23 protein-coding genes are annotated in these 21756 nt (G+C 62.0%); 19 read left to right on the top strand and 4 right to left on the bottom strand.

Annotation, left to right across the window (positions count from 1 at the left end):
• Positions 1-34: 34 nt before the first annotated feature.
• Entirely contained in the window at positions 35-253 is a 219-nt protein-coding gene (gene rpmE, locus KVQ74_RS15335; RefSeq protein WP_217831947.1) for a 50S ribosomal protein L31, read from the bottom strand.
• Positions 254-435: 182 nt separating this feature from the next.
• Between rpmE and KVQ74_RS15330 the strand changes: the two genes are divergently transcribed.
• From KVQ74_RS15330 to KVQ74_RS15285, 10 genes are all read left to right on the top strand, one after another.
• Positions 436-2655: a primosomal protein N' gene (locus KVQ74_RS15330; RefSeq protein WP_217831945.1), complete on the top strand. Its 2220-nt coding sequence runs from the start codon at positions 436-438 to the stop codon at positions 2653-2655.
• Between the two features lie 156 nt (positions 2656-2811).
• The gene (gene argS / locus KVQ74_RS15325; RefSeq protein WP_217831943.1) at positions 2812-4548 is read left to right on the top strand and encodes an arginine--tRNA ligase; all 1737 of its coding nucleotides are present in this window, start codon (positions 2812-2814) and stop codon (positions 4546-4548) included.
• 1 nt (position 4549) lies between these two features.
• Positions 4550-5266, top strand: coding sequence for an SPOR domain-containing protein (locus tag KVQ74_RS15320; RefSeq protein ID WP_085732564.1), 717 nt, complete (start codon positions 4550-4552; stop codon positions 5264-5266).
• A 224-nt stretch (positions 5267-5490) separates the two neighbouring features.
• Positions 5491-6021: an ATP-dependent protease subunit HslV gene (gene hslV / locus KVQ74_RS15315; RefSeq protein WP_007968352.1), complete on the top strand. Its 531-nt coding sequence runs from the start codon at positions 5491-5493 to the stop codon at positions 6019-6021.
• A gap of 55 nt (positions 6022-6076) precedes the next feature.
• Complete coding sequence (hslU, locus tag KVQ74_RS15310) at positions 6077-7414, top strand: ATP-dependent protease ATPase subunit HslU (RefSeq protein WP_217831941.1); 1338 nt, start codon at positions 6077-6079, stop codon at positions 7412-7414.
• Between the two features lie 150 nt (positions 7415-7564).
• A complete protein-coding gene (locus tag KVQ74_RS15305; RefSeq protein ID WP_217831939.1) occupies positions 7565-7942 on the top strand; it encodes a gamma-butyrobetaine hydroxylase-like domain-containing protein in 378 nt (125 codons plus the stop codon).
• Between the two features lie 257 nt (positions 7943-8199).
• Complete coding sequence (phaC, locus tag KVQ74_RS15300) at positions 8200-9879, top strand: class II poly(R)-hydroxyalkanoic acid synthase (protein WP_217831936.1); 1680 nt, start codon at positions 8200-8202, stop codon at positions 9877-9879.
• A gap of 157 nt (positions 9880-10036) precedes the next feature.
• Positions 10037-10891, top strand: coding sequence for a poly(3-hydroxyalkanoate) depolymerase (phaZ, locus tag KVQ74_RS15295; protein WP_217832045.1), 855 nt, complete (start codon positions 10037-10039; stop codon positions 10889-10891).
• A 126-nt stretch (positions 10892-11017) separates the two neighbouring features.
• Entirely contained in the window at positions 11018-12700 is a 1683-nt protein-coding gene (phaC, locus tag KVQ74_RS15290) for a class II poly(R)-hydroxyalkanoic acid synthase (RefSeq protein WP_217831935.1), read from the top strand.
• 35 nt (positions 12701-12735) lie between these two features.
• Complete coding sequence (locus tag KVQ74_RS15285) at positions 12736-13356, top strand: TetR/AcrR family transcriptional regulator (RefSeq protein ID WP_217831934.1); 621 nt, start codon at positions 12736-12738, stop codon at positions 13354-13356.
• Between the two features lie 63 nt (positions 13357-13419).
• Here the strand turns inward: KVQ74_RS15285 and KVQ74_RS15280 are convergent, their stop codons facing one another.
• The 3 genes from KVQ74_RS15280 to KVQ74_RS15270 all read right to left on the bottom strand — a co-directional run bounded on the left by KVQ74_RS15280 (position 13420) and on the right by KVQ74_RS15270 (position 15168).
• The gene (locus KVQ74_RS15280; RefSeq protein WP_217831933.1) at positions 13420-14283 is read right to left on the bottom strand and encodes a phasin family protein; all 864 of its coding nucleotides are present in this window, start codon (positions 14281-14283) and stop codon (positions 13420-13422) included.
• Between the two features lie 10 nt (positions 14284-14293).
• Positions 14294-14716 carry a phasin family protein gene (locus tag KVQ74_RS15275; protein WP_217831931.1) on the bottom strand — a complete coding sequence of 141 codons (423 nt, stop codon included), beginning with the start codon at positions 14714-14716 and terminating at the stop codon, positions 14294-14296.
• Positions 14717-14892: 176 nt separating this feature from the next.
• Entirely contained in the window at positions 14893-15168 is a 276-nt protein-coding gene (locus KVQ74_RS15270) for a polyhydroxyalkanoic acid system family protein (protein ID WP_217831929.1), read from the bottom strand.
• A gap of 167 nt (positions 15169-15335) precedes the next feature.
• Between KVQ74_RS15270 and ubiE the strand changes: the two genes are divergently transcribed.
• The 9 genes from ubiE to KVQ74_RS15225 all read left to right on the top strand — a co-directional run bounded on the left by ubiE (position 15336) and on the right by KVQ74_RS15225 (position 21657).
• Complete coding sequence (gene ubiE / locus KVQ74_RS15265) at positions 15336-16106, top strand: bifunctional demethylmenaquinone methyltransferase/2-methoxy-6-polyprenyl-1,4-benzoquinol methylase UbiE (RefSeq protein WP_007952418.1); 771 nt, start codon at positions 15336-15338, stop codon at positions 16104-16106.
• The gene (locus tag KVQ74_RS15260; RefSeq protein ID WP_039772453.1) at positions 16106-16729 is read left to right on the top strand and encodes a ubiquinone biosynthesis accessory factor UbiJ; all 624 of its coding nucleotides are present in this window, start codon (positions 16106-16108) and stop codon (positions 16727-16729) included. Before ubiE ends, KVQ74_RS15260 begins: the two co-directional genes overlap by 1 nt.
• Complete coding sequence (ubiB, locus tag KVQ74_RS15255; RefSeq protein WP_217831927.1) at positions 16726-18330, top strand: ubiquinone biosynthesis regulatory protein kinase UbiB; 1605 nt, start codon at positions 16726-16728, stop codon at positions 18328-18330. Before KVQ74_RS15260 ends, ubiB begins: the two co-directional genes overlap by 4 nt.
• An 81-nt stretch (positions 18331-18411) precedes the next feature.
• Positions 18412-18813 (top strand): phosphoribosyl-AMP cyclohydrolase, encoded by a 402-nt coding sequence (gene hisI, locus KVQ74_RS15250; RefSeq protein WP_217831924.1) that lies wholly within the window; start codon positions 18412-18414, stop codon positions 18811-18813.
• On the top strand, positions 18806-19138 hold the full coding sequence (locus KVQ74_RS15245; protein ID WP_007952422.1) for a phosphoribosyl-ATP diphosphatase: 333 nt from the start codon (positions 18806-18808) through the stop codon (positions 19136-19138). The genes hisI and KVQ74_RS15245 overlap by 8 nt, the downstream gene beginning before the upstream one ends.
• A gap of 25 nt (positions 19139-19163) precedes the next feature.
• On the top strand, positions 19164-19442 hold the full coding sequence (locus tag KVQ74_RS15240; protein ID WP_007952423.1) for a twin-arginine translocase TatA/TatE family subunit: 279 nt from the start codon (positions 19164-19166) through the stop codon (positions 19440-19442).
• A 10-nt stretch (positions 19443-19452) separates the two neighbouring features.
• Positions 19453-19902: a Sec-independent protein translocase protein TatB gene (gene tatB / locus KVQ74_RS15235; RefSeq protein WP_217831922.1), complete on the top strand. Its 450-nt coding sequence runs from the start codon at positions 19453-19455 to the stop codon at positions 19900-19902.
• A gap of 256 nt (positions 19903-20158) precedes the next feature.
• Positions 20159-20953 carry a twin-arginine translocase subunit TatC gene (tatC, locus tag KVQ74_RS15230; protein ID WP_217831921.1) on the top strand — a complete coding sequence of 265 codons (795 nt, stop codon included), beginning with the start codon at positions 20159-20161 and terminating at the stop codon, positions 20951-20953.
• Positions 20950-21657, top strand: a complete 708-nt coding sequence (locus tag KVQ74_RS15225; RefSeq protein WP_217831920.1) for a 16S rRNA (uracil(1498)-N(3))-methyltransferase — start codon at positions 20950-20952, stop codon at positions 21655-21657. Before tatC ends, KVQ74_RS15225 begins: the two co-directional genes overlap by 4 nt.
• Positions 21658-21756: the final 99 nt, after the last annotated feature.

Below are 21756 nucleotides of genomic sequence, written 5' to 3'. Positions count from 1 at the left end.
GAAAAGCCGTTGAGGTTTTCCAGAATGAGGGGCCTTAGGCCTTTTTCGCGCCGAAAGCACCGAAACGGTCGGCGAACTTCTGAACGCGACCACCGGTGTCCAGAGTCTTCTGCTTACCGGTGTAGAACGGGTGGCATTCGTTGCAAACGTCGATCGCCAGGGCTTTACCGAAGGTCGAACGCGTTTCGAATTTGTTGCCGCAGCTGCAGGTAACTTCAACTGCTGGGTAATTCGGGTGGATATCAGCTTTCATGATGTATTCCTCAGGCTAGCGTGCCGCCACCCAACACTATTGTTGAATACCGCACGTAATTAGGCCGCGGATTCTACCAGACAATGTCAATCGCGCAAGCTGTCCCTCAAACCGGTCGTCTGCTAGGCTCCCGGCCCAATACGCCATGCATCACCCTTCCCCGCCGATCGAGATCCCCCTGCGTGCCCGACGCCATTCTGCGCCTCGCCCTGCCTTCGCCTTTGCGCCGCCTGTTCGATTATCGAGCCCCGGCCGGGATCAAACGCGCCCAGTTGCAACCGGGCATGCGTTTGCGAGTGCCGTTCGGTCGGCGGGAAATGATCGGGATTCTGGTCGAGGTCAGCGACACCAGCGAAGTGCCGGCGGAAAAACTCAAACCGGCGCTGGCCCTGCTCGACGCCACCGCGCCGCTGCCGCCAGCGCTGTTCAGGCTGTGCCTGTGGACGGCCCAGTATTATCAGCACAGCCTCGGCGACACCCTGAACTGGGCGCTGCCGGTGCTGCTGCGCCAGGGTGAACTGGCCGAGGCTCGTCAGGAACGCTTCTGGTCGGTCGCCCCCGGCGCCAGCCTCGACGATCCGCGCATCGCCCGCGCGCCGCGCCAGCGTGAAGCCTTGGCGACCCTGGCCCAGCACCCCCATGGCGTCGCCCATCAGCTGTTGAGCAAACTGATGCTGAGCAAGGACAGCCTCGATTTGTTGCTGGCCAAGGATCTGGTCCAGGTCGAGGTGCGCCGGCATGCCCCCGGTGCGCGCCACGAACACTGGCTGGCCCAGCCGGAACTGCCGCTCAACCCCGAGCAACGTGCCGCTTATGAAGCAATCCGCGCCGGGTTCGACAGCTACCACGCGTTCCTGCTGGCCGGGGTCACCGGCAGCGGCAAGACCGAAGTCTATTTGCAGTTGATCCGCGAAACCCTTGAAGCCGGCAAGCAGGCACTGGTGCTGATCCCGGAGATCAACCTCGGCCCACAGACCCTGGCGCGCTTCGAGCAGCGTTTCAACGCGCGCATCGCCCTGCTGCATTCGGCGGTCAATGATCGCGAGCGTCTCGACGCCTGGCTCGCCGCCCGGGACGGCGAGGCCGACATTATTATCGGCACCCGCTCGGCGCTGTTCACCCCGATGAAACATCCGGGGCTGATCATCATCGATGAAGAACACGACGGCTCTTATAAACAGCAGGAAGGCCTGCGTTATCACGCCCGGGACCTGGCGCTGGTGCGTGCGCGGCAGGAAAACATCCCGATTGTCCTCGGCTCCGCGACGCCATCGCTGGAAAGCCTGCACAACGCCTACACCGGCCGGTATGGCCTGCTGCACATGAACGAGCGTGCCGGCGGCGCCAAGCCACCCCGATTCCTGCGGCTGGATGTAAAAAGCCGGCCACTGGACAGCGGCATTTCGGGGCCGATGCAACAAGCCATCGGCCAGACCCTCGCTGCCGGCCAACAAGTGCTGGTATTCCTCAACCGCCGGGGGTTTGCCCCGACCCTGTTGTGCCACGACTGCGGCTGGATGTCCGAGTGTCAGCGCTGCGACGCACGGATGACGGTACACCAGCGTTACGGCGAACTGCGCTGCCATCACTGCGGTTACGTCGAGCGCGTGCCGCGCCAGTGCCCGAAGTGCAACAAGGTCGATCTGCGCCCGGTGGGCGCCGGCACCGAACGCGCCGAGGAGCGGCTGGCGATTCTGTTCCCGGACTACCCGGTGCTGCGGGTCGACCGCGACAGCACCTCGCGCAAGGACGCGATGAACCAGTTGTTCGCGACGATCCAGAAAGGCCAGCCGTGCATTCTGGTCGGCACCCAGATGCTGGCCAAGGGTCACCACTTTCCACGGGTGACGCTGGTGTCGATCCTCGACGCCGACGGCGGGCTGTTTTCCGGCGACTTCCGTGCCAGCGAGCGCATGGCGCAACTGATCGTCCAGGTCGCCGGGCGCGCCGGGCGGGCGGAAGAACCGGGCAAAGTGATTATCCAAACGCACCTGGCCGACCATCCTTTATTGGTGCAACTGACTGAGCAGGGTTACTTCGCCTTCGCCGAACAAGCCCTGAGCGAGCGCCGCGCCGCCGGCCTGCCACCGTTCGCTCATCTGGCGCTGTTGCGCGCCGAAGCGCACAAGCCGGGACAGGCCGAAGGCTTTCTGGATGAGGCCTGCAGCGAGGCCGAGCGCTTGCTGGCCGAGCAGAGCCTGAGCGGCATCGAGCTGCTGGGGCCGGTGCCGGCGCCGATGGAGCGACGGGCCGGGCGTTTCCGCGCCCAGCTTCTGTTACAAGCCACGGCCCGGGCGCCGCTGCATCGGTTGCTCGCCCGTTGGTTGCTGGCGCTGGAGCAGATGCCGAGCGGGCGGGCGGTGCGCTGGTCGCTGGACGTGGACCCGGTCGATTTGTATTGATCTGAAGATTGCCGGCTCGCGAAAGCGCGCTATTTGTCACCACACATCCACATCCTGCCTGCTAAGGTTGGCAAGCCCGTCTTCGCAACGGATAATGCCCAGTTTTTCCACCCGCGCATCGATGCGCCGCCGCGCCAGCGGTCGAAAGAGAAGACCATGAAAGACACCATTCGCCAGCTGATCCAACAAGCCCTCACCCAACTCGTCAACGAAGGTGTGTTGCCTGAAGGCCTGACGCCGGCGATCCAGGTGGAAAACGCCCGGGACAAGACCCACGGCGACTTCGCCAGCAACATCGCGATGATGCTCGCCAAGCCGGCCGGCATGAAGCCGCGTGATCTGGCGGAAAAACTCATCGCCGCCCTGCCGGCCGACGAAAACGTCAGCAAGGCGGAAATCGCCGGCCCGGGCTTCATCAATTTCTTCCAGAACACCCAGGCGCTGGCCAACCGCCTCGACGCCGCCCTGGCCGATGAGCGTATCGGCGTGCGCAAGGCCGGTCCTGCGCAACGCACCGTGGTCGACCTGTCGGCACCGAACCTGGCCAAGGAAATGCACGTCGGCCACCTGCGTTCGACCATCATTGGCGACGGCGTGGCCCGCGTCCTCGAATTCCTCGGCGACGAAGTGATCCGCCAGAACCACGTAGGCGACTGGGGCACGCAGTTCGGCATGCTGATGGCCTACCTGCAGGAAAACCCGATCACCAGCGACGAACTGTCGGACCTGGAAAACTTCTACCGCGCCGCCAAACAGCGTTTCGACGAATCGCCCGAGTTCGCCGACCGCGCCCGTGGCCTGGTGGTCAAGCTGCAGGCCGGCGACGCCGAGTGCCTGGCGCTGTGGACCCGGTTCAAGGACATCTCGCTGTCGCATTGCCAGAAAATCTACGAACTGCTCAACGTCAAACTGACCATGGCCGACGTGATGGGCGAAAGCGCCTATAACGACGACCTGATCAACGTGGTCAACGACCTGAAGGCCGCCGGCATGCTGGTCGAGAGCAACGGCGCGCAGTGCGTGTTCCTCGACGAGTTCAAGAATGCCGAAGGCGAGCCGTTGCCGGTGATCATCGTCAAGGCTGACGGCGGCTACCTGTACGCCACCACCGACCTAGCGGCCGTGCGCTATCGCAGCGGCAAGCTCAAGGCCGACCGCGCGCTGTATTTCGTCGACCAGCGTCAGGCCCTGCACTTCCAGCAAGTGTTCGCCGTGGCGCGCAAGGCCGGTTTCGTGACCCATCCGATGGACATGGAGCACATGGGCTTCGGCACCATGAACGGCGCCGACGGCCGCCCGTTCAAGACCCGTGACGGCGGCACCGTGAAGCTGATCGATCTGCTGACCGAAGCTCAGGAGCGCGCCTACAACCTGGTCAAAGAGAAAAACCCGGAGCTGGCCGAGGACGAACTGCGCAAAATCGCCAAGGTCGTCGGCATCGGCGCGGTGAAATACGCCGACCTGTCCAAGCACCGCACCAGCGACTACAGCTTCAACTTCGACCTGATGCTCAACTTCGAAGGCAACACCGCGCCATACCTGCTTTACGCCTACACCCGCGTGGCCGGTGTATTCCGCAAGCTGGGCAAGGATTTCAGCGAAGTCGACGGCCAGATCGTCCTCGAAGCCGCCCACGAACAGGAACTGGCGGCCAAACTGGCGCAGTTCGGCGAAGTGCTGAACAACGTGTCCGACAAAGGTACGCCGCACATCCTCTGCACCTACCTGTACGACGTTGCCGGCCTGTTCTCCAGCTTCTACGAGAACTGCCCGATCCTCGCCGCCGAAACCCCGGCGCAAATGCAAAGCCGCCTGCGCCTTGCCGCGCTGACCGGCCGTACCCTCAAGCAAGGCCTGGAGCTGTTGGGCCTGGAAACCCTGGAGCGCATGTAAGTTGGCTGCCAAGAAAAAACCTGCACCCAAGCGTGGCGCCAGCCGTTATCAAGCTCCAGCGAAGCAACCGATTCCGGGTTGGCTGTGGATGGCCATCGGCCTGACGGTCGGCGCGTTCATCGTGTTTCTGATGAAACTGGAGCCGGGCAAGGGCAGCGACACGGTCAAGCGCGAGAAGGTCGAGCAACAGCAACAACAGAAAGCCACCAAGATCGCCGAGGCCAACAAGACCCCGCCGAGCCCGACGCAACCGGTGAAGCCGAAATACGACTTCTACACCCTGCTGCCGGAATCGGAAGTGATCGTGCCGCCGGATGCGGTGCCGGAGAAGACTCTGCCGACCCCTCAAGTGCCGGCCATCCCGACAACGCCGGTGACCCCGGCGGAAGCGGCGAAGATCGACACTGCGCGGGCTCAGGCGGCACTGGCCGGGATCACCCCGCCACCCGCACCGCCGGTGACCAAGGCGGCACCCGTGACCAAGTTCTTCCTCCAGGCCGGTTCGTTCCGCAAAGAGGCTGACGCCGACAAGGTCCGTGCGCAGATCATTCTGCTGGGGCAGGCGGTGGCGGTGGAGTCCGGCACGGTGAAGGATGAAACCTGGTATCGCGTGCTGGTCGGCCCGTTCAGCAACCGCGAACAACTGACCACCGCACAGAAACAACTGGCCGGCGCCGGCTTCAGCAACCTGTTGTTACAACAACGCCAGAGCCGCTGACAGCGTCAGAAACACCGGTTGCCCGGAGCAAACCCGCTGCCACAGGGATCAGCACAAACCCTGTGGCATCGGGCCTTCACGCGAAGACGCCGGCACAGACGCTACGTCTTCCAATACTTGCCCACCGCTCGTCCCCTCACTGACCCCGCAGTTGAAAAACCCTCCACCACCCCCATATGGGTTTGCATAAGGCATTTTCGCCCCGCAGCGTGGAGACTCTTCCCTTGACCACCATCGTTTCAGTCCGCCGCCACGGCAAAGTCGTCATGGGCGGCGACGGCCAGGTTTCCCTCGGCAACACCGTGATGAAAGGCAACGCGAAAAAAGTCCGTCGCCTGTACCACGGCCAGGTCATCGCCGGTTTTGCCGGTGCCACCGCTGACGCCTTTACCCTCTTCGAACGCTTCGAAGGCCAGCTCGAGAAACATCAGGGCCACCTGATCCGCGCCGCCGTCGAACTCGCCAAAGAGTGGCGCACCGACCGTTCCCTGAGCCGCCTCGAAGCCATGCTCGCGGTCGCCAACAAGGACGCCTCGCTGATCATCACCGGCAACGGTGACGTGGTCGAACCCGAAGATGGCCTGATCGCCATGGGTTCCGGCGGCGCCTACGCGCAGGCTGCAGCCAGCGCCCTGCTGAAAAAGACCGACCTGTCGGCCCGGGAAATCGTCGAGACTGCTCTCGGCATCGCCGGCGACATCTGTGTATTCACCAACCACACCCAGACCATTGAGGAGCAGGATCTCGCTGAATAAGCCTGTTGCGGCCCGTGTGCCACGGCTTGTTTCTGCTTGAGGACCGTCAATTACTATGTCCATGACTCCCCGCGAAATCGTCCACGAACTCAACCGCCATATCATCGGCCAGGACGATGCCAAGCGCGCCGTCGCGATTGCCCTGCGCAACCGCTGGCGCCGGATGCAGTTGCCTGAAGAACTGCGCGTTGAAGTGACCCCGAAAAACATCCTGATGATCGGCCCGACCGGTGTCGGCAAGACCGAAATCGCCCGTCGCCTGGCCAAACTCGCCAACGCGCCGTTCATCAAGGTCGAAGCGACCAAATTCACCGAAGTCGGTTATGTCGGCCGTGACGTCGAGTCGATCATCCGTGACCTGGCCGACGCCGCGATCAAGATGCTGCGCGAGCAGGAAATGACCCGCGTTCGTCACCGCGCCGAAGACGCCGCCGAAGACCGCATCCTCGACGCCTTGCTGCCACCGGCACGCATGGGCTTCAACAATGACGAAGCGCCGACCCAGGATTCCAACACGCGCCAACTGTTCCGCAAGCGCCTGCGCGAAGGCCAGCTGGACGACAAGGAAATCGAAATCGAAGTCGCTGAAGTGTCCGGCGTCGATATCTCCGCGCCTCCGGGCATGGAAGAGATGACCAACCAGTTGCAGAGCCTGTTCGCCAACATGGGCAAGGGCAAGAAGAAGGCCCGCAAGCTCAAGGTCAAGGAAGCACTGAAACTGGTGCGTGACGAAGAAGCCGGACGCCTGGTCAACGAAGAAGAATTGAAGACCAAGGCCCTGGAAGCGGTCGAGCAGCACGGCATCGTGTTCATCGACGAAATCGACAAGGTTGCCAAGCGCGGCAACGTCGGCGGTGCCGATGTGTCCCGCGAAGGTGTGCAGCGCGACCTGCTGCCGCTGATCGAGGGCTGCACCGTCAACACCAAACTGGGCATGGTCAAGACCGACCACATCCTGTTCATCGCCTCCGGTGCGTTCCACCTGAGCAAGCCGAGCGACCTGGTGCCGGAGCTGCAAGGCCGTCTGCCGATCCGTGTCGAACTCAAGGCCCTGAGCCCGGAAGACTTCGAGCGCATCCTCAGCGAACCGCACGCCTCGCTCACCGAGCAATACTGCGCGCTGCTGAAAACCGAAGGCCTGAACATCGAGTTCCAGCCCGAAGGCATCAAGCGTCTGGCGGAGATCGCCTGGCAGGTCAACGAGAAGACCGAGAACATCGGTGCCCGTCGCCTGCATACGCTGCTCGAGCGCCTGCTGGAAGAGGTGTCGTTCAGCGCCGGAGACCTGGCCAGCGCCCATGACGACAAGGCGATCCAGATCGACGCCGAGTACGTCAACAGCCACTTGGGTGAATTGGCGCAGAACGAAGACCTGTCCCGTTATATCCTGTAAGCAACTCTTACAGCGGTAGCGCGAACCCTGTGAGAGCGGGCTTGCTCGCGAAGGCCGTGTCAGCCGACATGACGGTTGCTGACACACCGCTTTCGCGAGCAGGCCCGCTCCCGCATTCGAACGGGTCGCTCACAAACTGGACGCCAGGCCATGACCCAACTTCCCACCGACATCAAACTGCACAAAGCCTCGAAAACCCTGACGCTCAAATACGCGTCCGGCGAGGAGTTCACCCTGCCCGCCGAATTCCTGCGCGTGCATTCCCCTTCCGCCGAGGTCCAGGGCCACGGCAAACCGATCCTGCAATTCGGCAAGCTGCATGTCGGCCTGAGCAAGCTGGAACCGGCCGGCAACTACGCCCTGAAATTGACCTTCGATGACGGCCACGACAGCGGCCTGTTCACCTGGGAATATCTCTACGAGCTGGGGCGACGTTATGACGCACTGTGGGCCGATTATCTGGCCGAACTCAAGGCGGCCGGCAAAACCCGCGACCCGGACGAGTCCGTCGTCAAGCTGATGCTCTAGTCCGCACCTCGGACTGTTTAGAGGGCATTTTCTAAAATCATCTGTTTGAATGCTCCGCTTCGGCGCCGAGGAGCGGCCCGCTTGCGAAAAAAATTAAACTCGGGTAACCAATGGAGCTGGCAAGTTCCCTGCAGTGCTCTACGACTGTAAAGCAGCTATGCAGAATCAACGGTCACCCGAGCAGTAGTACCTGGCATTGGCTGTGGAACTGACAGCAGAAAACCGGGTACTCGTCTCAGGACAATGGAGCGTCGTAGATGAGTAACAAGAATAACGATGATTTGAAGTACCAAGCCTCGGAAAACACCCTGGGGCTGAATCCTGTCGTTGGGCTTCGCGGAAAGGATCTGCTGGCCTCTGCTCGAATGGTGCTGACCCAGGCCATCAAACAACCGATCCATAGCGTCAAGCACGTCACTCACTTCGGCCTTGAATTGAAGAATGTGCTGTTCGGCAAATCCGACTTGCAACCCGCTGGCGATGACCGTCGCTTCGTCGATCCGGCCTGGGGCCAGAACCCGCTCTACAAACGTTATCTGCAAACCTATCTGGCATGGCGCAAGGAGCTTCATGCCTGGATCGACGACAGCAACCTGTCGGCCAAAGACATCGCGCGCGGCCACTTCGTCATCAACCTGATGACCGAAGCCATGGCCCCGACCAACAGCATGGCCAACCCGGCGGCGGTCAAACGCTTCTTCGAGACCGGCGGCAAAAGCCTGCTCGATGGTCTTTCGCACCTGGCCAAGGATCTGGTCCACAACGGCGGCATGCCGAGCCAGGTCAACATGGGCGCGTTCGAGGTCGGCAAGACCCTGGGCGTGACCGAAGGCGCGGTGGTGTTTCGCAACGACGTGCTGGAGCTGATCCAGTACAAGCCGATCACCGAGCAGGTCCACGAACGCCCGCTGCTGGTGGTCCCGCCGCAGATCAACAAGTTCTACGTATTCGACCTGAGCCCGGACAAGAGCCTGGCGCGCTTCTGCCTGCGCAGCAATGTGCAGACCTTCATCGTCAGCTGGCGCAACCCGACCAAGGAACAGCGCGAGTGGGGCCTGTCGACCTACATCGAAGCCCTCAAGGAAGCGGTGGACGTGGTCACGGCGATCACCGGCAGCAAAGACGTGAACATGCTCGGCGCCTGCTCCGGCGGCATCACCTGCACCGCCCTGCTCGGCCATTACGCGGCGATCGGCGAGAACAAGGTCAACGCCCTGACCCTGCTGGTCAGCGTGCTCGACACTACCCTGGACACCGACGTCGCGCTGTTCGTCGACGAGCAGACCCTGGAGACCGCCAAGCGGCACTCGTATCAGGCCGGTGTGCTCGAAGGCAAGGACATGGCCAAGGTCTTCGCGTGGATGCGCCCGAACGATCTGATCTGGAACTACTGGGTCAACAACTACCTGCTCGGCAACGAGCCGCCGGTGTTCGACATCCTGTTCTGGAACAACGACACCACCCGGTTGCCGGCGGCATTCCACGGCGACCTGATCGAGATGTTCAAAAACAACCCGTTGATCCGCCCCGATGCACTGGAAGTGTGCGGCACGCCGATCAACCTCAAGAACGTCACCGCCGACATCTATTCGCTGGCCGGCACCAACGACCACATCACGCCGTGGAAGTCCTGCTACAAGTCGGCGCAACTGTTCGGTGGCAAGGTCGAATTCGTGCTGTCGAGCAGCGGGCATATCCAGAGCATCCTCAACCCGCCGGGCAACCCGAAGTCGCGCTACATGACCAGCACCGAAATGGCCGACAACGCTGACGACTGGCAGGAAAACTCGACCAAGCATGCCGACTCCTGGTGGCTGCACTGGCAGGCCTGGCAGGCCGAGCGCTCGGGCGAACTGAAAAAGGCCCCGACCAAACTGGGCAACAAGGCATACCCGGCCGGCGAAGCCTCGCCGGGCACTTATGTACACGAGCGGTAACTGACACACCTCGCCCCGGAGCGTGGGCGTGGGACTTGCTCGCGAAAGCGTTCGGTCAGCCGATATCAAGGGTGACTGAAAAGCCGCATTCGCGAGCAATCCCGCGCCCACTCGGGTGAAGTGGACTATGAAATGTGTGACCCAACAGGGCTTGAGCATGCCGCACCCGTTCATCTTTCGTACCGTCGAGCTGGATGGCCAGACCATCCGGACCGCCGTACGCCCCGGCAAGCCTCACTTGACGCCCTTGCTGATTTTCAACGGCATCGGCGCCAACCTGGAGCTGGTGTTTCCTTTTGTCGCGGCGCTGGATCCGGACCTGGAAGTGATCGCCTTCGACGTGCCCGGTGTCGGCGGTTCCTCGACGCCAAACCGGCCGTACCGCTTTCCGGGGCTGGCGAAGCTCACCGCACGGATGCTCGATTACCTCGACTACGGCCAGGTCAACGTCATCGGTGTGTCCTGGGGCGGCGCGCTGGCGCAGCAGTTCGCCCATGACTACCCCGAGCGCTGCAAGAAACTGGTGCTGGCGGCCACGGCGGCGGGCGCGGTAATGGTGCCGGGCAAGCCGAAAGTGCTGTGGATGATGGCCAGTCCCCGGCGCTACATCCAGCCGTCCCATGTGATCCGCATCGCGCCGATGATCTACGGCGGCTCGTTCCGCCGCGACCCGACCCTGGCCGCCAGCCACGCGGCCAAGGTGCGTTCGGCGGGCAAGCTCGGTTACTACTGGCAACTGTTCGCGGGCCTGGGCTGGACCAGCATTCACTGGCTGCACAAGATCCATCAGCCGACCCTGGTGCTGGCCGGCGACGACGATCCGCTGATCCCGCTGATCAACATGCGCATGCTCGCCTGGCGCATTCCCAACGCGCAGCTGCACATCATCGACGACGGTCACCTGTTCCTGATTACCCGGGCCGAAGCGGTGGCGCCGATCATCATGAAATTCCTCCAGGAGGAACGGCAACGGGCGGTGATGCATCCGCATCCGACACCGCTGGGCGGATAACCGGCACGGTAAGTGCTCCGAAATAGGCGCGGCAGGACGCTGCGCAGGCAACAACCCGTAACAGCGTCTATGGTGTTCTGGTTCGGTGAGTTTGCTTTTGGCCTGTAGACGAAGGAGTGTTGAGTCATGCGCGACAAACCAGCGACCGGCGTGGTCCCAAGCCCCGCCGTGTTCATCAATGCGCAGAGTGCGATGACCGGTCTGCGCGGTCGGGACCTGATCTCGACCCTGCGCAACGTCGCGGCCCATGGCCTGCGCAATCCCGTCCACAGCGCGAAGCACGCCCTGAAGCTCGGCGGCCAGCTCGGACGTGTGTTGCTGGGTGAAACCCTGCACCCGATCAATCCCCAGGACAGCCGCTTCGCCGACCCGGCCTGGAGCCTCAATCCGTTCTACCGGCGCAGCCTGCAGGCCTATCTGAGCTGGCAGAAACAGATCAAGAGCTGGATCGACGAAAGCAGCATGAGCGAGGACGACCGCGCCCGCGCGCAGTTCGCCTTCGCCCTGCTCAACGACGCCGTGGCGCCATCCAACACCCTGCTCAATCCGCTGGCGGTCAAGGAGCTGTTCAACTCCGGCGGTCACAGCCTGGTGCGTGGCCTGAGCCATCTGTTCGACGACCTGCTGCACAACGACGGCCTGCCGCGCCAGGTCACCAAGCAGGCGTTCGAGGTCGGCAAGACCGTTGCCACCACCGCCGGCTCGGTGGTGTTTCGCAACGAAATGCTCGAGCTGATCCAGTACCGGCCGATGAGCGAAAAACAGTATGCCAAGCCACTGCTGGTGGTGCCGCCGCAAATCAACAAGTACTACATTTTCGACCTCAGCCCGGCCAACAGCTTCGTCCAGTACGCCCTGAAGAACGGCTTGCAAACGTTCATGATCAGTTGGCGCAACCCGGATGTTCGCCATCGCGAATGGGGCCTGTCGACCTACGTCGAAGCGGTTGAAGAGGCGATGAACATTTGCCGGGCGATCACCGGCGCCCGCGAAGTCAACCTGATGGGCGCCTGCGCCGGCGGGCTGACAATTGCCGCGCTGCAAGGGCATTTGCAGGCCAAGCGGCAACTGCGCCGGGTGTCCAGCGCGACGTACCTGGTGAGCCTGCTCGACAGTCAGATCGACAGCCCGGCGACGCTGTTCGCCGACGAGCAGACGCTCGAAGCGGCCAAGCGTCGCTCCTACCAGAAGGGCGTACTGGATGGCCGCGACATGGCCAAGGTCTTCGCCTGGATGCGGCCCAACGATTTGATCTGGAGCTACTTCATCAACAACTACCTGTTGGGCAAAGAGCCGCCGGCCTTCGACATCCTTTACTGGAACAACGACAGCACGCGCCTGCCGGCCGCCTTCCACGGTGATCTGCTGGATTTCTTCAAACACAACCCGCTGACCCATCCGGGAGGCCTGGAGGTGTGCGGCACGCCGATCGACCTGCAAAAAGTCACGGTCGACAGCTTCAGCGTGGCCGGCATGAACGACCACATCACACCCTGGGACGCGGTGTATCGCTCGACCCTGCTGCTGGGCGGCGAACGGCGTTTCGTGCTGTCCAGCAGCGGCCATGTGCAGAGTATTCTCAACCCGCCGAGCAACCCGAAAGCCAACTACGTCGAGAACGGCAAACTGAGCAGCGACCCTCGCGCCTGGTACTACGACGCGAAAAAGGTCGACGGCAGCTGGTGGCCGCAGTGGCTGGAGTGGGTACAGCAACGCTCCGGCGCCCTGCAGGAAACCCAGATGACCCTCGGCAGTTCCAACTATCCACCGATGGAGGCGGCACCCGGCACCTACGTGCGTGTGCGCTGACGTTCCACCTGCCTCGAACCCGTTAAGAAGACTGGATGAAAACCCGCGACCGGATTCTCGAATGTGCCCTGCAACTGTTCAACGAGAAGGGCGAACCCAACGTCTCCACCATGGAGGTTGCCAATGAAATGGGGATCAGCCCGGGCAACCTCTACTACCACTTTCACGGCAAGGAACCGCTGATTCTTGGGCTGTTCGAGCGCTTCCAGAGTGAACTGACGCCCCTGCTCGACCCGCCCGCCGATGTCGAACTGGCACCGGAAGATTACTGGCTGTTCCTGCACCTGATCGTCGAGCGCCTGGCGCAGTACCGGTTCCTGTTCCAGGACCTGTCGAACCTGGCCGGACGCCTGCCGAAACTGGCCAAGGGCATTCGCAATCTGCTCAACGCCCTGAAGCGCACACTGGCGTCGTTGCTGGCGCGGTTGAAGGCCTCCGGGCAACTGGTCAGCGACACCCAGGCCCTGGGGCAACTGGTGGAGCAGATCACCATGACCCTGCTGTTTTCCCTGGACTACCAGCGGATTCTTGATCGCGAGGGCGAGGTTCGGCTGGTGGTGTACCAGATCATGATGCTGGTGGCGCCGCATCTGTTGCCGCCGGTGAAGGTGGCGACGGAAAGGATGGCTTTGCAATACCTTGAGGATCACGAATAAAGCAAAAGCCCAAACAAAAACGCCCGACCTTCACAGGCCGGGCGTTTTCTTGAGTCCTGAAGATCAGGACTGACTGGTTGGCGTCGACGGCGTCGATGCAGCAGTCGGAGTCGCCACCGGGGCAGGCGCCGCGGCAGAGTTCGACGTGCTCGCCAGTGCTGCCGGCGTTGCGACCGGCTTCGGCGCAGCTGCTTTCGGTGCAGCCGGCTTCTTCACAGCAGGTTTTTTCGCAGCAGCCGGTTTGGCCGCTGGCTTGGCAGCAGGTTTGGCGGCAGCGGTTTTCGCGGCTGGCTTGGCTGCTGGTTTCGCCGCAGGTTTTGCGGCGGGTTTCGCGACGGCCTTGGCGGCGACCGGTTTGGCCGCTGGCTTGGCTGCCGGCTTGGCCGCAGCGGTTTTCGCGGCAGGTTTGGCGGCGGCTTTGGCGGCCGGTTTTGCAGCGGCCTTGGCCAGAGGCTTGGCGGCAGGTTTGGCTGCCGGTTTCGCCGCAGCGGTTTTCGCCGCTACAGGCTGAGTTTTCAGGCCGGTGAGTTTTTCGATCTGCTTGGTCAGCGTCTCGACCTTGCTGTGCAGCGCTTTCACTTCATTGCGGCTAGGTACGCCCAGGCGCGAAATCGCGCTGTTCAGGCGCTTGTCGAAAGCACCTTCCAGCTCGTCCCACTTGCCCAGTGCGCGATCTTTCACGCCGCTGATGCGCGATTTGGCCGAAGAAGCGGAGTCCTTGGCAGCGTCGACTTTCTTGCCGACTGCGGACTTGGTGAGCTTCTCGGCTTTCTCGCCGTCTTTGACCAATGCATCGAAGAGTTTGCTGCCGTCAGTGTCGATCTTCGAATACACGCCTAAACCAGCCAGCCAGATTTTGCGGGAGTAGTCTTCAACCTTCCCAATCCAGGAGCTGCTTTCTTTATCGGTGTTCTTTTTACCAGCCATCCCGTTCTCCTTAAGATTTACGCGCGACGCGTTCGAGCAATGCCGTCAGCTCATCGAGCTTAGCAGAGAGTGCCTCAACGTCATGTTTAGACGGAATGCCGATACGATTCAAGGCGCTGGCCACACGGGTGTCGAACGCTTTCTCGACCTTGTCGAGCTGAACTTCGACACGACCTTTGAACGAGCTCACTTCGCTCTTGGCTTCATCGATCTCGGCGTTGGCCGCTTCGAGTTTTTCGGTGACGGCTTTTTTGCCTTTCTTTTCAACAGTTTGACCAGCCTTGATCAACTCCTGAAAGTACTCGCTACCCTCTTGGCCGACCTTGGCGTAGGCACCCAGGCCTGCCAGCCAGATCTTGCGGGCATAGGATTTGACGTCGCTCAGAGCAGAAGTCGAAGCGTCGATTTTTTTCTTCAAAATGACTTTGGCCATGGTGCACCTCACGCGCAGAAGGTTTGAGGAACTGCCCGCAAAAGTGTCGGGCTCGTGCACAAAGTAGGGAGAAAAATTAGAAACGGCACCCTAACAACTGACATAAAACCAGGGGCACCAAAAGAATGTGGGAGCAGGCTTGCTCCCACAGGGCAGGTGTTTACAGTTCCAGCGGATCAGACCAGCGCCTTGTCCAGCGCCTTTTCGATCTCGGCTTTGATCATGCCGCTCATGGCCGACATCATGATCCCCAGCTCCACATCGACCCGGATCGAATCCTCGGCCACATGCACCGCGCCTTTCACACCCGAGCGCTTGAGGTTCAGGGTATCGCCCGACCACTGCGGCTCCAGGCCATACTGATCGGAAAGTTTCTGCGCCAGCTTGTCGGCCTTCTCGCGGGCGGCTTCCTTGCCCAGGCTGTGGGCACGCTCAACACTAATACGGGCCATTGGATGACTCCTGCTTTTTTAATAGGGCTATGAATGCTTGCTCGAGGAATCTTGACCGCCACTGCGGCAAATCGTCCCGAAGGTTGCTCATCTTACCTTTAGCCATTCCAAGACAAAGCATGTCTTGGGGATTAGAATGTCGCGCATTCTCTTTTGGTGACAGCGATATGACTGATCAGCGCAAAGGCAGCGATGCCGAACCCACCACTCACTTCGGCTTCAAAAACGTTCCGGAAAGCCAGAAAGCGGAAAAAGTCGCTGAAGTTTTCCATTCCGTAGCCGCCAAGTACGACCTGATGAACGACCTTCTGTCGGGCGGCATGCACCGTCTGTGGAAGCGCTTCGCGATCGAACTGTCGGGTGTACGTGCCGGCAACCGCGTGCTGGACATCGCCGGCGGCACCGGTGACCTGACCAAAAAATTCTCGCACCTCGTCGGCCCGACCGGCCAGGTGGTGCTGGCCGACATCAACGAATCCATGCTCAAGGTCGGTCGTGACCGCCTGCTGGATGTCGGCGTGTCGGGCAACGTCGAGTTCGTCCAGGCCGACGCGGAAAAACTGCCGTTCCCGGACAACCATTTCGACTGCGTGACCATCGCCTTCGGCCTGCGCAACGTGACGCACAAGGAAGACGCCCTGCGCTCGATGCTGCGCGTGCTCAAGCCTGGCGGCCGCCTGCTGGTGCTGGAGTTCTCCAAGCCGACCAACGCGCTGATGTCCAAGGCCTACGACGCCTACTCGTTCGCCTTCATGCCGCTGATGGGCAAGCTGATCACCAATGACTCGGAAAGCTATCGCTACCTGGCCGAATCGATCCGCATGCACCCGAATCAGGAAACCCTGAAGTCGATGATGGTCGACGCCGGTTTCGACCGCGTGACCTACCACAACATGACCGCAGGCATCGTCGCCCTGCACCGTGGCATCAAGCCCTGATGCTGCTCACCGGGCTGCTCGCCAGCGTTGAACTCGGCCTGAACCGGGTGCTGCGTCTCGACAGCACGGCGCTGCCACGCCTGGCGCATCTGACCGGCAAGGTGATTGCCGTCGACTGCCGCAGCCCGGCGCTGCAACTGTTCATCCTGCCGAGCGACGAAGGCCTGATGCTGGCGTCCCGTTGGGAAACCGGCGTCGACTGCACCCTGCGTGCCCCGGCCTCGAGCCTGGTGAAACTGGCCCTGAGCAAAGACAAGACCGCCGTGCTGCACGCACCGGAAGTCGAGCTCGACGGCGACAGCGGCGTGCTGCTGGAGCTGGCGGGTGTCCTGCAAGACCTCGAACTGGACTGGGAGTACGAACTCTCGCGCTGGCTCGGCCCGGTCGCCACGCAACTGGTCGGCGGCCACCTGCGCAGTCGCGCACGCTGGTATCAACAAGGATTTGCCAGCCTCAACCAGAATCTCGCCGAATACCTGGCCGAAGAATCGCGCACCCTCGTCGGGCAGCGCGAAGCCGAAGCCCGGTTCAGCGAACTGGACCGGATCAAACTTGATCTGGAACGTCTCGAGGCGCGTTTCGAGCGCCTTTCCCGATCCCTCGACCCAAGCGATAACGCATGAAGCTGCTTGCCGTCCGCCGTCTGTTGCGCATCCAGCGCGTCGTGATCCGCTACCGCCTCGATGACCTGCTGTTCGATCTGCCGCTGCCCTGGTTTCTCCTGGCGCTGCGCTACGTGCTGCCGTGGCGCTGGTTCCCGCGCAAGCCGCTGGACCTGAGCCGGGGCGCGCGCCTGCGTCTGGCCTTGCAGGATCTGGGGCCGATCTTCATCAAGTTCGGGCAGATTCTCTCGACCCGCCGCGACCTGCTGCCGGAAGACATCGCCGATGAGCTGATGCTGTTGCAGGATCGGGTGCCGCCATTCGATTCGCAGCTGTCGGTCAGACTGATCGAAGAACAGCTCGGCAAGAAGATCGGCGAGGTGTTCAGCCGTTTCGACGTCGAACCGCTGGCCTCGGCCTCGGTGGCGCAGGTGCACGCCGCGCAGTTGAAAACCGGTGAGGAAGTGGTGGTCAAGGTGATCCGCCCGGGCCTCAAACCGGTGATTGCCCAGGATCTGGCCTGGCTGTTCATCCTCGCCCGCGCCGCCGAAAAGGTGTCTGCCGACGCGCGCCTGCTGCATCCGGTCGACGTGGTCAGCGACTACGAAAAAACCATCTACGACGAGCTCGACCTGCTGCGCGAGGCGGCCAACGCCAGCCAGCTGAAACGCAACTTCGACGGTTCGCCGCTGCTCTACGTACCGCAAATCTACTGGGACTGGTGCCGGCCGAAAGTGCTGGTGATGGAGCGCATCTACGGGATTCAGGTCACGGATCTGGCGACCCTCGCCGACCAGCGCACCGACATGAAAATGCTCGCCGAACGCGGCGTGGAGATCTTCTTCACTCAAGTGTTCCGCGACAGCTTCTTCCACGCCGACATGCACCCGGGCAACATCTTCGTCAGCACCGTCAATCCGTGGAGCCCGCAGTACATCGCGATCGACTGCGGCATCGTCGGCAGCCTGACCCCGGAAGACCAGGACTACCTGGCGCGCAACCTGTTCGCCTTCTTCAAGCGCGACTACCGCCGCGTGGCGCAATTGCACATCGATTCGGGCTGGGTGCCAGCGGAAACCAAGCTCAACGAGTTCGAAGCGGCGATCCGTACCGTGTGCGAACCGATCTTCGAAAAACCGTTAAAAGATATTTCATTTGGCCAGGTGCTGATGCGCCTGTTCCAGACCGCCCGCCGCTTCAACATGGAAGTGCAGCCGCAACTGGTGCTGTTGCAGAAGACCTTGCTGAACATCGAAGGCCTCGGGCGCCAGCTGTACCCGGAACTGGATCTGTGGAACACCGCGCAGCCGTTCCTCGAACGCTGGATGCGCGAGCGCGTCAGCCCGAAAGCCTTGATCGGCAACGTGCAGAGCCAGCTGGAGCAGATTCCGCACCTGTCGAACATGGCCCGCGATCTGCTCGAACGCATGTCCCAGCCCCACGCCAGCGACCCTCCGCCGCCGTGGAAAAAACGCAAGGACGACTGGTTCCTGCGCCTGCTCGGCAGCGCGCACCTGGCCGGCGGCACAATCCTCGCCGCCGGTGGCCCGCTGCATGAACTGGGGCATTGGCCCGCGGGAATCATGGTGGCAGTCGGCTTGTATCTGGTCGTTCGCCGATAGCCAGTTCCGCGATCGGCTGGCACACTGTTTCAACGCCTGAGCCCGACCATTCGAGTGTGGGGTTCGCTGTCGGAGTCGAAGATGAAAAACTGGCTGGACGAGATCAAGTGGGACGCTGATGGCCTGGTGCCGGCGATTGCCCAGGATCACAAGACCGGACGCGTGCTGATGATGGCCTGGATGAACCGCGAAGCCCTGGCGCTTACCGCAGCGGAGAACCGTGCCATCTACTGGTCACGTTCCCGTGGCAAGCTGTGGCGCAAGGGAGAGGAGTCCGGCCATGTGCAGACTCTGCATGAAATGCGTCTGGACTGTGACGCCGACGTGATCATCCTGATGGTCGAACAGATCGGCGACATCGCCTGCCATACCGGCCGTCAAAGCTGCTTCTACCGCGTCTTCGAAAACGGCGACTGGAAAACGGTCGACCCGGTGCTCAAAGACCCGCACGCCATTTATTCCGCAGGACACAAACATGAGTGACACCCTGACCCGCCTCGCTCAGGTGCTTGAAGAGCGCAAAGGCGCAGCCGCCGACAGCTCGTATGTCGCTAGCCTGTACCACAAGGGTCTGAACAAGATTCTGGAGAAAGTCGGCGAAGAGTCGGTCGAAACCATCATTGCCGCCAAGGACGCCGCCGTCAGCGGCGATTGCAGCGACGTGATCTACGAGACCGCCGACCTGTGGTTCCACAGCATGGTCATGCTCGCCCAACTGGGTCAGCATCCTCAGGCGGTACTCGACGAACTGGATCGTCGCTTCGGCCTGTCCGGACACGTCGAGAAAGCCTCGCGCCCGTCCGCCTGAACAACTTTTAGAGAGGAACAGCAACATGGGCATTTTTGACTGGAAACACTGGATCGTCATTCTGGTTGTCGTGGTGCTGGTGTTCGGCACCAAGAAACTGAAAAACCTCGGCACCGACGTCGGTGAGTCGATCAAGGGCTTTCGCAAGGCCATGAACGACGACGAGAAGCCGGCCGATCCGACCGTAACGCCTGCGCAGCCGGTGCCACCGGTTCAGCCGCAAGCCACCGCTCAGGCCAACCCGCCGCACACCATCGACGTGCAGGCGCAGAAAGTCGAAGAGCCGATCCGCAAAGACGTGTGAGCACTGACTAATGTTTGGTATCAGCTTCTCTGAACTGCTGCTGGTCGGCCTCGTCGCCCTGCTGGTGCTGGGTCCCGAGCGTCTGCCGGGCGCTGCGCGCACCGCCGGCCTGTGGGTCGGGCGCCTGAAGCGCAGCTTCAACGCGATCAAACAGGAAGTTGAACGTGAAATCGGCGCCGACGAAATTCGTCGGCAGCTGCACAACGAGCACATTCTGTCGCTGGAGCAGGAGGCGCGGAAGATCTTCACGCCACCGGTTCAGCAGGAGCCGACACCGGTTGAGCATGTGGGTGAGCAGACGATTCATGCGCCAGCCGCAACCACTGCACCTGCTTCCGTTGCAGTGCCAACCGAGCCTGTGCCCGCCGTTGCAGAAAACTCGGTTGAACACGTAGCTCCAACCGCCGCGCCGACTACACCAGCGCCTCACGACTCCACTTTGCCGCCGCGAGCCCCATGACAAGGGCCTGTCATCGGTCATTTCCTGTGTCGCGTTGTCGCCTGAAAGCGGGCCAGGCAAGGCGTAGTCCGCAGGGAATGTGTTTTACCTTTCCAAGGACTACAACGCAGCCAGGCCCGCTTTCAGGCACAACCCGAAGGGCCGGCCCGTATTTGCGCAGGGCTGCGTTACTCGTTGCTTATTTGAAACGCCAAATTACGCGCCTCGCGCCTTGCCCTGCGCAAATACGGGCTCGGCGCGACACAGGAAATGACCGATGACAGGCCCTAGCCTCCCCGAAAACGACCAGCACATGCCGCTGGTTTCGCACCTCACCGAGTTGCGCACCCGCCTGCTGCGTTGCGTGGCGGCGATCTTCATCATCTTCGCCGGGCTGTTCGCGTTCACCCAGCAGATCTACACCTTCGTCTCGACGCCGCTGCGCCAGTACCTGCCGGCCGGCGCGACGATGATCGCCACCGACGTGTCGTCGCCGTTCCTGACGCCGCTGAAGCTGACGATGATGGTCTCGCTGTTCCTCGCAATCCCGGTGATCCTGCATCAGATCTGGGGCTTCATCGCCCCCGGCCTGTACAAGCACGAGAAGCGCGTCGCGGTGCCGCTGCTGATTTCCAGCATCCTGCTGTTCTACACCGGCATGGCGTTCGCGTATTTCTTCGTGTTCCCGCTGATCTTCAAGTTCTTCGCTTCGGCCACCCCGGCCGGCGTGGAAATGATGACCGACATCACCAGTTACCTCGATTTCGTCATGACGCTGTTCTTCGCCTTCGGCGTGGCGTTCGAGATCCCGGTGGCCGTGGTGCTGCTGGTGTGGATCGGCGTGGTCGACGTCAAATACCTGAAGAAGATCCGCCCGTATGTGATCATCGGCTGCTTCGTGGTCGGCATGATCCTGACGCCGCCGGACATCTTCTCCCAGACCCTGCTGGCCGTGCCGATGTGGATGCTGTTTGAAGTCGGCATCCTGTTCGGCAGTCTGGTCAGCAAGCGCGAGCGCCCGGACGAAACCGTCGACGATCACAACGACCAGCCGCCAGCGACCCAGCCATGAACCTGCTGCTGCTCGAAGAAGCCGACTTTATCGCGGCCGACCGCGTCGTGCTGCGTGACCGGCGCCTGACCCACATGCAGGAAGTCCACCGCTCGGAAGTCGGTGACAGCCTGCGGGTCGGGCGCATCGACGGGCTGATGGGCTCGGCCGAAGTGTTGCGACTGGAGGCTGGGGAGGCTGAACTGCGCGTGTCCCTCGATCAGCCGCCACCGGCCAAGCTGCCGCTGACCCTGGTGCTGGCCCTGCCACGGCCGAAGATGCTGCGCCGGGTGTTCCAGACCGTGGCGACCATGGGCGTGCCGAAGGTGGTGCTGGTCAACAGCTACCGCGTCGAGAAGAGCTTCTGGCAGACGCCGTTCCTGGAGCCGGAAGCGATCCGCGAACAACTGATCCTTGGCCTCGAACAGGCCCGGGACACGGTGTTGCCGGAAATCATCATCGAGAAGCGCTTCAAGCCCTTCGTTGAAGACCGGCTGCCGGCCATCACCGACGGCACCCTCGGCCTGGTCGGCCATCCCGGCAATCATCCACCCTGCCCTCGCGCCCTGAGCGAGCCGGTGACCCTGGCCATCGGCCCCGAGGGTGGCTGGATTCCCTACGAAATCGACCTGCTGGCCAAGGCCGGCCTGCAACCGGTGCAACTGGGCGAACGCATTCTGCGGGTCGAAACCGCCGTCACCGCACTGCTCGCCCGCCTGTTCTGACGCCTACCGCTCTTTGTCCGGTGGTGGCCGGACGAATTGCGTTACAGATTGCCATCACTCAGCCGATACAGTCCCCATAAGTCCAATTTAGTGGTCCGA

Origin of the sequence: Pseudomonas botevensis (genome assembly GCF_019145475.1) — a bacterium.
Classification (GTDB): domain Bacteria; phylum Pseudomonadota; class Gammaproteobacteria; order Pseudomonadales; family Pseudomonadaceae; genus Aquipseudomonas; species Aquipseudomonas botevensis.
The sequence above is the reverse complement of the archived record's forward strand: the minus strand, read 5'-3'. Positions and strand labels throughout refer to the sequence as shown.